This window comes from Erwinia plantamica (assembly GCF_043420595.1).
Classification (GTDB): domain Bacteria; phylum Pseudomonadota; class Gammaproteobacteria; order Enterobacterales; family Enterobacteriaceae; genus Erwinia; species Erwinia aeris.
The window spans coordinates 1-12,352 of record NZ_JBGCUC010000001.1 but is presented as its reverse complement, the minus strand read 5'-3'; the positions used below and the strand labels follow the sequence as shown (position 1 = coordinate 12,352).

Annotated in this window: 10 protein-coding genes; 9 read left to right on the top strand and 1 reads right to left on the bottom strand. The window is 52.8% G+C overall.

Features of this window, described 5'->3' with window-relative positions:
* Nucleotide 1: 1 nt before the first annotated feature.
* The 3 genes from rhaD (at nt 2) to AB3U87_RS00040 (ending at nt 2,944) form a co-directional block, all read left to right on the top strand.
* The gene (gene rhaD, locus AB3U87_RS00050) at nt 2–844 is read left to right on the top strand and encodes a rhamnulose-1-phosphate aldolase (protein ID WP_394148014.1); all 843 of its coding nucleotides are present in this window, start codon (nt 2–4) and stop codon (nt 842–844) included.
* Nucleotides 834–1,148 carry an L-rhamnose mutarotase gene (gene rhaM / locus AB3U87_RS00045; RefSeq protein ID WP_253454018.1) on the top strand — a complete coding sequence of 105 codons (315 nt, stop codon included), beginning with the start codon at nt 834–836 and terminating at the stop codon, nt 1,146–1,148. Before rhaD ends, rhaM begins: the two co-directional genes overlap by 11 nt.
* A gap of 296 nt (nt 1,149–1,444) precedes the next feature.
* A complete protein-coding gene (locus AB3U87_RS00040) occupies nt 1,445–2,944 on the top strand; it encodes a hypothetical protein (protein WP_394148012.1) in 1,500 nt (499 codons plus the stop codon).
* Between the two features lie 118 nt (nt 2,945–3,062).
* Here AB3U87_RS00040 and AB3U87_RS00035 read toward each other — a convergent pair whose 3' ends face one another.
* Nucleotides 3,063–4,247: a sugar transporter gene (locus tag AB3U87_RS00035; protein ID WP_301251711.1), complete on the bottom strand. Its 1,185-nt coding sequence runs from the start codon at nt 4,245–4,247 to the stop codon at nt 3,063–3,065.
* Between the two features lie 342 nt (nt 4,248–4,589).
* Between AB3U87_RS00035 and AB3U87_RS00030 the strand changes: the two genes are divergently transcribed.
* From AB3U87_RS00030 to AB3U87_RS00005, 6 genes are all read left to right on the top strand, one after another.
* A complete protein-coding gene (locus tag AB3U87_RS00030; RefSeq protein ID WP_394148009.1) occupies nt 4,590–5,459 on the top strand; it encodes an NAD(P)-dependent oxidoreductase in 870 nt (289 codons plus the stop codon).
* A 203-nt stretch (nt 5,460–5,662) separates the two neighbouring features.
* On the top strand, nt 5,663–6,145 hold the full coding sequence (locus tag AB3U87_RS00025) for an RrF2 family transcriptional regulator (protein ID WP_253454025.1): 483 nt from the start codon (nt 5,663–5,665) through the stop codon (nt 6,143–6,145).
* A gap of 284 nt (nt 6,146–6,429) precedes the next feature.
* Nucleotides 6,430–6,765, top strand: coding sequence for a helix-turn-helix domain-containing protein (locus AB3U87_RS00020; RefSeq protein ID WP_125287612.1), 336 nt, complete (start codon nt 6,430–6,432; stop codon nt 6,763–6,765).
* A gap of 252 nt (nt 6,766–7,017) precedes the next feature.
* The gene (locus tag AB3U87_RS00015) at nt 7,018–8,037 is read left to right on the top strand and encodes an AI-2E family transporter (protein ID WP_253454027.1); all 1,020 of its coding nucleotides are present in this window, start codon (nt 7,018–7,020) and stop codon (nt 8,035–8,037) included.
* Nucleotides 8,038–8,155: 118 nt separating this feature from the next.
* Nucleotides 8,156–9,736, top strand: coding sequence for a methyl-accepting chemotaxis protein (locus tag AB3U87_RS00010; RefSeq protein ID WP_394148006.1), 1,581 nt, complete (start codon nt 8,156–8,158; stop codon nt 9,734–9,736).
* Nucleotides 9,737–10,106: 370 nt separating this feature from the next.
* Nucleotides 10,107–12,352 (top strand): putative mucin/carbohydrate-binding domain-containing protein (locus AB3U87_RS00005; protein ID WP_394148004.1); only part of this gene is annotated, 2,246 nt, incomplete at its 3' end.

Below are 12,352 nucleotides of genomic sequence, written 5' to 3'. Positions count from 1 at the left end.
CATGCAACACATTCTGACTTCATGGTTCGTCCAGGGAATGGTAAAAGCCACTACGGATATGTGGTTAAAAGGGTGGGATGAACGCAACGGCGGCAACGTCAGCTACCGCTTACTTGATGAAGAAGTCCGGCCGTTTGCTCAGGATTTCTACCGTGAGCCGCGCATGGTTGAACTGACGCAGCCCGTACCGGAACTGGCAAACTGCTGGTTTATCGTCACCGGCTCCGGCAAATTTTTCCGCAACGTGCAGCTGGATCCGGCGGACTGCCTGGTGCTGCTGCGCGTCAGCGAAGACGGCCGCGCCTACAGCATTTATTGGGGATTGAGCAACGGCGGCCTGCCCACTTCCGAGCTGGCCTCCCATTTCCAGTCGCACAGCGTGCGCATGAAAGTGACCAACGGCGCCGATCGCGTCATCATGCACTGCCATGCCACTAACTTTATGTCGCTGAGCTATGTGGTGGAGCTGGACTCCGCGCTGTTTACCCGCCTGCTGTGGGAAGGCAGCACCGAATGTCTGGTGGTGTTCCCGGACGGCGTGGGCATCGTGCCGTGGATGGTGCCGGGCACCGACGGCATCGGCGAAAAAACCGCGGAGCAGATGGCGTCGCACAGCCTGGTGATGTGGCCGTTCCACGGCATTTTCGGCGCAGGCCCGACGCTGGACGAAACCTTTGGCCTGATCGACACGGCGGAGAAATCTTCCGAGGTGGTGGTAAAAGTGCTGTCAATGGGCGGAATGCGCCAGAGCATTACCACGGAACAGCTGGTCGCGCTGGGTGAACGGTTCAATGTGCAGCCATGGCGCGCCGCGCTGGAAGCAAGGCATCCGCATGTTGCGTAAGGCTTTTGTGATGCAGGTGCATCCTGATAAGCATCAGGAGTACGAGCAGCGGCATAATCCCATCTGGCCAGAACTGGCGCAGACGCTGAAAGCGCACGGCGCGCATCATTACAGCATCTTTCTGGACGAGTCGCGCCATCTGCTGTTTGCAGTGGTGGAGATCGAATCGGAAGCGCGCTGGAACGCGGTCGCCAGCACGGAAGTGTGCCAGCGCTGGTGGCGGTCGATGTGTGAACTGATGCCGTCAAACCCGGATTTCAGCCCGGTCAGCGAAGAGCTTAAGCCGGTATTCTACCTGGCATAAGCCCGGCTGACTTAACCGGTTAACGCTAAAAAAGCCTGATAATTATTATCAGGCTTTTTTTACGAGTTGGATGGCACACTTAAAAGCCTGCGGCTATTCACCAGATTTATAGCGAACCGATGGCTGAGCATAGGTTTATCAACAGATTATTACGGGTTCTGAGAATATATTTTGAAATACAAAGATCCCATCATTTTTTAAGCACGCTCCGTTCTTAATTGAAATTGTGAACTTTCAGGCATCGGCATACGATCGCGGCGTCCTTATTTCTGGCGTACTGATCAAAGAGGCTATGTATGAAACTTCACACGTTAACCGATCTTGAGGCTGCTCATGATATCGATGATGGATTTGAATATGTTAAAAACAATCCTGTTTTATTAAATTATAGTGCTGCTCAAGGCATTATCGATACGCTATCCGCAGGGCTTTCTACGGGCGCGGTACTTGCCAACTTCCCGGCGGCACAGCCTTCAAGAAATGTTGAGAAGATCAGGATAAAAAATAACTCTTTATGTATTCTTTGCCCGGAATACACCAGGGCATCGGCAAATCCTCAGGGTGAAGCACGTTTTAGTCGTACGCCTGGCGTACTTTTTCCTGGCGATGAAGGGGAGTTTGAGTTTAGCTACCGGCCTACGGCCTATGGGATCAATAATGGCAATGCCGTCTTCCACCTTAGCTTTCTGGTTATTAGCGCAGATGTGAATTTCACCGGCCTGGAGTCTTACCCCAGTATCCATGAAATCCCTATGTTAAGAATTAATTTTTATTCTCACAGGTTTAGCAAGTTATTCATCTGGGACGTCACCGTTAATAATGAAACGCTGGAACCTGTTTATGCTTCAGGCCTTGACCCCCGTGGCAACGATAACGTGATGACCTATATGACTTATCGGGGTACCGAGAACAGCAGAGAGCCTTCTTTCGGGATGGCCTATAACGATGTCAGAGCAGCGACAATTAACGAACGCAATGCGACCGGTTCGACCACGCTTGTCTTCACTCCCTCTGCAAAACGTTCTGGCGATCCTGTCAGACAGTTAGACAATCCCGGCACAGGCGTATGGAGCGAAGCGGCTATAAGAAACTTCCTTCGGGTATGCCTGCATAAGTACCGTGCCAAAACGCAGGTTCAGACGAAATCCTTTGCTGCTATAAGTTCTCTGATTGGCCTGTTGTCAACGGCTAAAGATATTTATTCCAGTATTTCTACCCGCACGGACAGCAGAACTTACCTTACGGTAAGTATGAAAAACCTGACCGGGAAAAATATGTTTATCCTGCGCAGGAAATACAGTAATTCGATGAGGATGGATAACGGGATTGTTCTTGATGGTGAAACAGCGGTAATCCCTCTGGCATTTAGCTCATTCCGACCTGCCGAACCCGAGCTGTTTATTCGCATTGTTGAAGGCAATGGTGAAGCTATTGATTTGGTACTTTATTTTTCAGATTATGGCGCTGGCAACTCCATCAAAGTCAGCCGTGTTATGCAATCCGGTCCTGCATTGATTCAGCGCGATCCTGCCTATAGCACAACCGGCTCAGCCACAAACTGCGTCTACAGTTTTGTTTCTCCAACCAGAAAGCACAGAGTATTTATTCAGCCGACTATTGTGACCAGCCATGACAGTCCTACCCTGGATATTTCCCTTGTTATGGTGGAGAATCGCCCTGAATTTACCCCGCCTGGTGAGCAAATACCTGGCAATGAATTACCTCCCCCGGTAGAGGATGGAGGTGGCGCGCAGATCCCTGATCCCATTTTCCCCCAGCCACGCTTTGCGGACTGAAGCCATCCTGCTTCAGTCCACGGAAGGCGACGGTAAGATAATCCGCTTTCCTGGGCAAATCTGACGTTCAGGAAATGCACAGGCCAGGGAAACAGCTGACGGTTAATCGAAATGTTGATTAACCGTTAATCCGCAGCTGCGGATAGCGTTTCATACTCCAGGCGCACCAGGCCAGCGAAAAGAGGCCGATTGCGCCGCCGGCATAGCCGATATGCGCCATGCCCAAATGCAGGCTCACCTGATTGCCCAGCAGCGCGCCGCCGCCAATGCCCAGATTATAGATGCCCGACATCAGCGACATCGCCACGTCGGTGGCGTCCGGCGCCAGCGTCAGAACCCTGACCTGAACCGCCAGGCCGATAATCATCATCGACAGCCCCCAGATAACACACAGCGTCGAGATCGCCACGGTATGCGTTGCCGCGATTAACAGCGCGAGCATACAGACCGACACCAGCGTAATCGCGCCCAGCAGAAACGTCGCCGGAAACTTGTTGCCCAACGCGCTGAACAGCACGCTACCGATAATGCCCGCCGCGCCGAAAATCAGCAGCAGGAAGGTGGTGAAATTACCGCCCATCTGCGCCACGGCCTGAATAAAGGGTTCGATATAGCTATAGGCCGTATAGTGCGCCGTAACAATCAGCACGATCAGCAGGTACAGCGAGACCAGGGCAGGGCGACGGAACAGCATCGGCACGCTTTTTAGCGAGCCGGTATGTTCGCTTGGTAGCTTCGGCAGCAGTTTCGCCAGGGTTAGCATAGTCATCAGCGCCACCACGCCGATTACGCCAAAAGTGATACGCCAGCCAAGATACTGTCCGATGACGCGGCCAATCGGCAGGCCCAGCACCATAGCCAGCGCCGTACCGGTCGCCAGCATACTCAGCGCCTGGGTTTTCTTGCCGGCTGGCGCCACGCGAATAGCCAGCGAGGCGGTAATTGACCAGAAAATAGCATGTGACAGCGCGATGCCAATGCGCGAAACCACCAGCACGTTGAAACTCCACGCGAACGCCGAAAGCGCATGGCTGGCGATAAAGAGCAGGAAGATGGCAATGAGCAGAAAACGCCGTTCGATTTGCCGCGTGAGCAGCATCATCGGCAGCGACATCAGCGCCACCACCCAGGCATAAATCGTCAGCATCAGGCCGACCTGGGCGGTCTGCATGGCGAAGCTGCTGGCGATATCGGAAAGCAGGCCAACCGGCGCGAACTCGGTGGTGTTAAAAATAAATGCGGCGATGGCCAGCATAATGACGCGTAGCCATGCGGTCTTGCGAGAAACGGTTATTGATTGCATCAGGTTTAACGACTTGTTGATAAGTGAGTTCCGCGTTACGCGAAAACAGAAAAGTGTCCATATTGTGTTTGATTTGTGCGACAGATGACATTGAAAAACGCCGTTTTTATGTAAATCAGCATAATCGGCGCGTGGCGAAGGTCATTCACCGCTTTTCACCCTTGTTTCTTGATTTAACGGCGAAAAATCTGTCGACCGGTGAGTATAGCCACAATTACGGGATGCGCCAGGCAGGGAACACCTTCTTACATAACCGCTGCGGGAAAATCAGCATTTCGCACGGGGTTGCGCTACCCTGGAAAGAGAATACCGTTATTTATCGCTTACGATAAGGAGTCTGTTATGAATCAACGTTCCGCTGTAGCCGTATTGGGATTGGGCGCGATGGGGCACGCTTTTGCCGCGAACCTGCTGAAAAACGGCTTTGTCACCAGCGGCTGGAACCGTACCAGCGCGCGCGGTGAAGATTTGCAAAGCGCCGGCCTGCGGCTGGCGGAAACGCCGGAACAGGCGGTGAAAGAGGCCGACGTGGTCATCAGCATGTTGGCGAATGCGGAAATCACCGAGGAAGTGCTGCAAAAAACGCTGTCGAGCCTGAAACAGGGCGCGATCCTGGTGCAAATGGGCACGATTGGCGTGGAAGCGACGGAAAAGCTGCTCGCAACCCTGCACGAGAAGCGTCCGGACGTGATTTTGCTGGATGCGCCCGTTTCAGGCACTAAAGCACCTGCAGAAAACGCGCAAATACTGGTGTTGGCCAGCGGCGACCGGGAGAAAGCGCAGGCCGTCGAGCCGGTTTTTGCCGCCATCTCAAAAGGCGTGAAGTGGTTGGGGGCGGCGGGCGCGGCGTCGCGCATGAAGCTGGTGGTCAACGCCTGGCTTATTTCTATGGTGCAGGGGCTGGCGGAAAGTACCCAAATGGCGGAAGAGTTTGGCTTTACACCGGATGAATTCTGGGACGTACTGGACGGCGGGCCGCTGGCGGTTCCCTATGCCAAAGCGAAACTGGGCATGATCAAAGAGGGCAGCTATGAACCGCAAATGCACCTGACCTGGGCGTTAAAAGATGCTCGCCTGGCGCTGGCGGCGGCAAAAGAAAGCCGTCTACCGGGATTAACCACCATCGCCGAACTGTGGCAGCAGGCCGTGGATGCAGGCTATGGCGAAAAAGATCTGTCGGTCATCTATCGCTATTTGCAGGAAAACAGATAACTTTCTTGTCAAAACAGAGGGAATAATCCCTCTGTTATTCAGGGTTATAGCGTAAATAGCAGGAACTGCTTAACGGCTTTCTTCTAAAGTGCAACACTATTTGGTATATTAATTTACTATCATCTTTATTAGTTGATTGATTTTAATGCTTTTTTAGATCACCGCCGATACGGTGAGGCACAGCTAAAAGCAAGGATCTGAACATGCTTGATATTCGTTTTCCTACAGCTTTACAAATGGTGCTCTGCATAGCCCAGGCGGAGCGGGAAGGTAAACGCAGCACCAGCAAAATTCTGGCAATGGGCCTTGAGGCCAACCCCAGTTTTGTCCGTAAAATGATGGTGCCGCTGACCCGCGATGGCATTATCGTCTCTACGCTGGGCCGTACCGGAACTATCCGGCTGGGGCGTCCGGCGGAGGAGATTACGCTTTGCGATATCTATACTTCCGTGCTGGAGGATAAACCGCTGCTGGCAGGCCGCCCGGAAGTGCCGGCGCGTTGTCTGGTTAGCGCCAACACCTGCTGGTTCTTTAAAGAGCTGGCTCACGAGGCCGAGCAGGCGTCGCTCAACGTGCTGGCGAAGCGGACGGTTGCCGACGCGCTACGGGAAATCTATGAGCGCGACCGCCGCTATCCCGAAGGCAGTTGCGAGGCGATGAAAACCCGTGAAAATGCTGAAACCTGAAGGGCAAGATAACCCTGAATATGGCCGGGCACTGACAATGCCCGGCTTTTTTATTGTCTTAAATCCTGTCGGGCCGCCACGGCTGCCGTAATCTTTACGCACTACGCCGCTTGTTGTGCGCTCTCTTTTTGCCGCTTCGCGATCGCATTTAATGCAACAATTATACTTGCATTAAGCGCGCGTCTGTTTTACCGTTACTAAATGCACTAATGACAGTTACCTTTTACCCCGCCCGGCGGCGGAGGTCAACAGCAAAAACAGGTTATAATTCTAAGGGGAAGACAATGAGCCATGATGATTTTATCAGCGACCTGGTAATGTGGATCGACACGCATATTGAAGGCAAGATGGATTTGGATACCGTGGCCCGCCGGGCAGGCTACTCCAAATGGCATCTGCAGCGTATGTTTAAGCAGCATACCGGCCACGCTTTAGGCGAATATATCCGCGCGCGTCGTCTGAAAAAATCCGCCGAGCGCCTGGCTAAAGGCGGCGAGCCTATTCTGGACGTGGCGATTTCATTCGGTTTCGATTCCCAGCAATCTTTTAACCGCAGCTTCAAACGTCAGTTCGGCCAGTCGCCGGGCGCATGGCGTCGTCAGGTGCAGGTCAGCGCCTGATTGCTTTTCAATGGCGGGCGTAGCGGCCCGCTTTGACTTTTCCGTTCCGCCTCCGTTTCGTTCCTCGCCGCATCGCATAAATATCAGTTCGACCAGGGCAAAACTAACTTTTCCGTCCCGCCTCCGTTTCGTTCTCCTGCCGCAGTGCATAAATATAGGTTCGACCAAATCAAAACAGGCCTGAAAAAACGCGGAGGATTGTATACTGTCTGAATTGTAATGCTTTTTGACTTCAGACAGACAGGAATCCCTATGGAGATACGGAACCTCACCAAACGCCAGCTTTGCGAAGCCGCCAGCTATCTGCTGGTCTTTATCGCGCTGCTGATGATTTTTCCTTTACGCCTGCTGCCGTGTTTTCTGGCCGGATTTATCGTTTACGAAACCATTCTGGCGCTGACGCCCTGGATAGAGAGGCTGGTCAAAGGGCCGCTGGCGCGTTGGATCACCATTTTCTTTCTTACCGTGGTGGTGCTGTTAGCGCTGGCGGGCGGTATCACCAAACTGATTGGCTTTCTGCTGCACGACTTCCACAGTCCGGCGGCTTTCCATGCCGCCGCCAGCAAGCTGCTTGAAGATGCGCAGGATACGCTGTCGCCGGTGGTCACGCGCTATCTGCCCGCAGATATCGATGAACTGCAGCATCAGGTTATGGCCTGGCTGCGCGAGCATCTGGTTGTGGTGCAAACGCTGGGCCGTACCGCCGCGCACACCTTTGCCACTATGCTTATCGGAATGCTGCTGGGCGCGATTATCTCGCTGCGCATCAGCGGCAGCGATACCAGCAACGCGCCGCTAACCCAGGCAATGCTAAAACGTCTGACGCTGCTTGCGGCTTCTTTTCACGATGTGGTTTTCGCACAAATCAAAGTCTCGCTGGTCAACACGCTGCTGACCTGTGGCTTTCTGTTCGGCGTGCTGCCGCTGTTCGGGCTGCACTTTCCGTTTGCCAAAACCGTTATCGTCCTGACCTTTATTGCCGGAATGCTGCCGGTGATCGGCAATCTGATCTCCAACACGGTTATTGTTTTGATTGGGCTTTCCATCTCTTTGCAGGCAGCGCTGATCGCGCTGATTTTCCTGATTCTGGTGCACAAGCTGGAATACTTCATCAATGCCCGTATCTTTGGCACCCGTATCAACGCCAAAACCTGGGAAATCCTGCTGGCGATGCTGGTGTTTGAATCCGCCTTTGGCCTGGCGGGCGTGGTTGCCGCGCCGGTGTTTTACGCCTATCTGAAAAGCGAACTGCGCCACGCCCGCCTGATTTAAGCTGCTTTACTGGCCCCGTTCGGGGCCAGTCTCCGCTATAAAGCTTCTTTATTCTTCTGCCGATAACTTCTCCTGAAGAACCGGAAAATTGCTTCCGCTTCATCTACCAGGGCATCAAATGAAACTCTCTAATTATAAGATCGGCGTGCGTTTAGGCCTGCTGGCCGCAGTATTGCTTTGCGCCACGCTATTTATCGGCCTGCGCGGCCTCGCTATCAACGAAAACGCGCTTGAGCAAAGCAGTCAGATCATGCAGCAGGAAATGCAGATTGAGCGGGTTATCGACACCGCGCGAAATGCACAAGTGCAGTTTAAGATTCAGGTACAGGAGTGGAAAAATACGCTGCTGCGCGGCGGCCAGAGTCCGGAGGCTTTTGCTAAGTACAGGACGGCTTTTATTGAACAGGGCGACAAGACTCAGCAGCTGCTTGCCACGCTAATCGAGACGATGCCGGCGGTAGGCATGGATAACCGTGAAGCGCGGGAGACGCGTAAGCTTCATGGCGAGCTGCAAGAGCGCTATCTCAGCGCGCTACAGGCTTACCAGCAGGGTGATGCCGACAGCGCGCAGCGCGTCGATCGTCTGGTCACCGGCGTCGATCGTCTGCCGACAAAAATGATCGACGAAGTGGTAGCCAACGTGCTGACGCACACGCAAAGCCTACATAAGCAGATCGCCGCTGCTAATCAGCAAAGTTATCAGCACACCAGACTGATCCTGGCCTTGTCGATGCTGTTAGCGCTGTTGACCGGCTGCATCATTACCTGGTGGCTGGTACGCAGCATCACCCAGCCGCTGGCGCAGGCAGTAAAAATCGCCCAGACGGTGGCGGCCGGCGATCTGCAGACGCAAATCGTGGTGAAAGGCCGTGATGAAACGGCCTCACTCATGGCCGCGCTGAAAGAGATGAACACCAATCTCACGCGTATCGTTTCCGACGTGCGTGACGGCACGGAAACTATCGCCTCGGCTTCGTCACAGATTGCCCTGGGCAGTCAGGATCTCTCCGGTCGTAATGAGGCACAGGCCAGCGCGCTGGAAGAAACGGCGGCCTCGATGGAGCAGTTAACATCCGTAGTCAGAAAAAATGCTGACAACGCACGTCATGCCAGCGATATCGCTCAGGATGCCACGTCAGCCGCGCAGCTGGGCGGCAGCGTGGTGAAGGAAGTAGTACATACGATGGGCGAGATTCAGCATTTTTCCAGCCAAATTAGCAATATTATCAGCCTGATTGATGGCATCGCCTTCCAGACCAATATTCTGGCGCTGAACGCCGCCGTTGAAGCCGCAAGGGCAGGAAGCGAAGGGCGGGGCTTTGCCGTGGTGGCCGCTGAAGTGCGGGCGCTGTCGCAACGTTCTGCCGCTGCCGCCAGGGATATTAAAACCTTAATTGACAGCTCGGTCAGCCGTATCAATACGGGTAACGCGCTGGTCGAACGCGCGGGTCAGGCGATGGAAAATATTGTGGAAAACGTGCACCGCGTCAGCTCGCTGGTGGCAGAGATCTCGCTGGCAAGTAATGAGCAAAGCGTCGGTATCGATCAGGTTAACCTCGCGGTAACGCAAATGGATGATGCCACTCAGCAGAACGCCTCATTGTCGCAGGAATCGACCGTAGCGGCGCAGTCCCTGCAGCAGCAGGCTGAAAATCTGCTGCGTAGCGTCAGCGTGTTTAAGCTTTCCGCTATTGTATAGGACACAGAAACGCGACGGCGGCCCGGCTGCTGTCGCATTCTCTCTTTACTAAATAAATAGGCGGAAGACCTGCCCAACTTACCTTTTCGTTCTGCTATTTTTGCCACAGAGTACCCTGTTAAATAACCATTATTTCACTATTAAAAAAATAAATTATTTAGCGACAGGGTTAAGAGCGTCACCTTTTATTGTTAAGCCAGCAGGGTAATTATATTTTTCTATTCTTTTTTTCATGGCGTTTACCCTTTAATTAGTTAAATATATAGCCACCTCCTTCATTTAATGCTGACCTGTTATCAATAATTGCCGCCTGGCGATAACGCTTGCCTGATATCTTTCTTTGGACATAACCCCTGAAGAGAAAATAATCATGGCAACCCTGAGTAAAGTAAAAAACATATATTCCCTGGAAAGGCCGGTATGGATGGATGCGGCCGGTCTGAGTAAGGGAATTAATCATGACCGTCAGCATCTGGGAATTATCCTGTCTGCAGGGCAGGCGATCAAAGTCCGCCAGCTATCGCCCAATAACGGCTCATTGACGCTGCGTTTACTGAATAATGATGATCAAACTGAAGCTTCTGTCAGCTTTGGCTCCGCCTGGGTGAAGTTAAGTGCCGGCGCGGCCTCTGTGCCTTTTATTGATACCCCTTACGATCTTTCCACTGCCGTTGTGGAATATGAATATGACGACAGGGCTAACACGCTGCCTGTCTATGAGCAAGGCGGCAGCGAAAGCGCTTTCTTTCAGCTGTGGGACAGCCAGAACGCTGAGTTTGCATTAATCAGCAGCGAGTTTGTGAATATTTTAATTCCGGCAGCCGATAAACAAAAACTGCGTACGCTCCACGCGCAAAATAGCATCGACCGTTTAATCGAAGGCTACAGCAATATCTTTAATTTTTATAACACGCTGCTTGGCCTTTCTTTCCAGACGCCTGTTATTACCGATAGGAATATCCGCAACCGCTACTTTATCAAGGCGGACAAAAGCGGCCCGGGCGCGGCTTATTACAGCGATCGCTGGACCGCCGAAACCAGCCCGACCGTTAGCGACTTCTGGCTGTTCAGCAAAGAGCCCGGCTGGGGCTGCCTGCACGAAATTGCCCATGGTTATGAAGGCAAATTCATGTCGGACAGATTTATCGACGTGCGCGAGGTCTGGAACAATATTCACTGTGCCTGCTACCAGCATCTTACGATGGGCGACAGGCAATATCAGGAAGGCTGGCTGTACGACTACGGCAGACAGGCTGCGGTGGAAAAAGTTATTAATGATTTTGTGCGTAACGGCACGCCAGTGAATCAGTGGGATCTGCGCTCGAAACTCTACTTTATGATGCAGATGGTCAACAAGGCGGGCATGGAAGCCTTTACCCACTTTAATCAGCAGTACCGTCTGCTCAGTAACCGCGACGGCTTTATTGCTGAAGAACATTCGCTGCTGGATATGCTTTCTGTCAGCTTTGCCGAAGCGGGCGCCAAAATTGACGTTACGCCTTTTATGCAGCTGGTTGGCGCGCCACTCACTCGCCAGCAGCGCGACAATAATCTGTTTTGCCAGGGTAAGGCGGTTTATCCGTTAAATCAGCTGGTAGAAGAGGGACGGCTGGCGGCGTTGCAGCAGCAGCTGAATTTGCGTAGTCCGCTGGCGCTGGTGGATGTTCAGCAACTGAAAATAACCGGTCTGACCGGCAGCGTCAGCCTGAAACTGGATATCGATGACTTCCGTCAGATTGAAAATGAAACCCTGACGCTGCTTGACGGCGCAACGGTCGTACGGCAGGAAAAAATTAACCGGCAGGAAGTGCTGCTTGAGGATCTGCCTGTTGGCGTTTACACGCTGCATTTACCCACCGGTAAAAGCCAAAAGTATGCTGTGCAGCCAGGCTATCTGAAAGTTAAAACCGGGCAGTCAGCGCAGGTTATTCATTACCAGCGTAAAATAGCCTCACCGTTACTTAATCAGGTATTTAACCTGCTGGGGCTGGGCGATGCCAGTTTTGCCAGCGTCGAGCTGGACCACAGCAAAGGCCTGCTCAGCATTAATGCGGGTGGAAACAGTCCGCACGTTTATTTCCCGGATCAAACCTATGCTCAGATTACGATCCGCGACGGCAGCAACAGAGAAATCTATAAAAGAACTTTTCTGGGCAACGATCGCCTTATTGCTCACGACGAAATCGCTTTCTCTTACGGGGATCGGATTGAAATCTACCATCGTGAACCTTCTCGTTTACGTTTGTCGCCCGCCGTATCCGGCATAATCGATGCTACTGGCGAAACCAATCATTTTGTTATTACGGCCAGCGGCCTGAAAAATGAAAAATTAAACAACAACCCAGAAACGGATCTGGCCGAGAGACTGGAAAGCGCTTCGCTGGCGATTGCCGCTAACCATGCGGTTGTGGGCGCGGATTATGCGGCGGCTAAAGACGATCTCTGGCTGGCCGTCATGGCTTTGAGCCGTCCGCTGCGTGATATCCTGTTTGCAAAATATTATATTTATCTTTCTATGCATAACGAGCTGAAGGAGCATCCTGAAGTGCCTGAAGTGCCTGAAGTGCCTGAAGTGCCTGAAGTGCCTGAAGTGCCTGAAGTGCCTGAAGTGCCTGA

Coding starts and splice junctions, on each gene's coding strand:
- rhaM (WP_253454018.1), top strand. CDS start 834: ATGTTGCGTAAGGCTTTTGTGATGCAGGTGCATCCTGATAAGCATCAG.
- AB3U87_RS00040 (WP_394148012.1), top strand. CDS start 1,445: ATGAAACTTCACACGTTAACCGATCTTGAGGCTGCTCATGATATCGAT.
- AB3U87_RS00020 (WP_125287612.1), top strand. CDS start 6,430: ATGAGCCATGATGATTTTATCAGCGACCTGGTAATGTGGATCGACACG.
- AB3U87_RS00010 (WP_394148006.1), top strand. CDS start 8,156: ATGAAACTCTCTAATTATAAGATCGGCGTGCGTTTAGGCCTGCTGGCC.
- rhaD (WP_394148014.1), top strand. CDS start 2: ATGCAACACATTCTGACTTCATGGTTCGTCCAGGGAATGGTAAAAGCC.
- AB3U87_RS00035 (WP_301251711.1), bottom strand. CDS start 4,247: ATGCAATCAATAACCGTTTCTCGCAAGACCGCATGGCTACGCGTCATT.
- AB3U87_RS00030 (WP_394148009.1), top strand. CDS start 4,590: ATGAATCAACGTTCCGCTGTAGCCGTATTGGGATTGGGCGCGATGGGG.
- AB3U87_RS00025 (WP_253454025.1), top strand. CDS start 5,663: ATGCTTGATATTCGTTTTCCTACAGCTTTACAAATGGTGCTCTGCATA.
- AB3U87_RS00015 (WP_253454027.1), top strand. CDS start 7,018: ATGGAGATACGGAACCTCACCAAACGCCAGCTTTGCGAAGCCGCCAGC.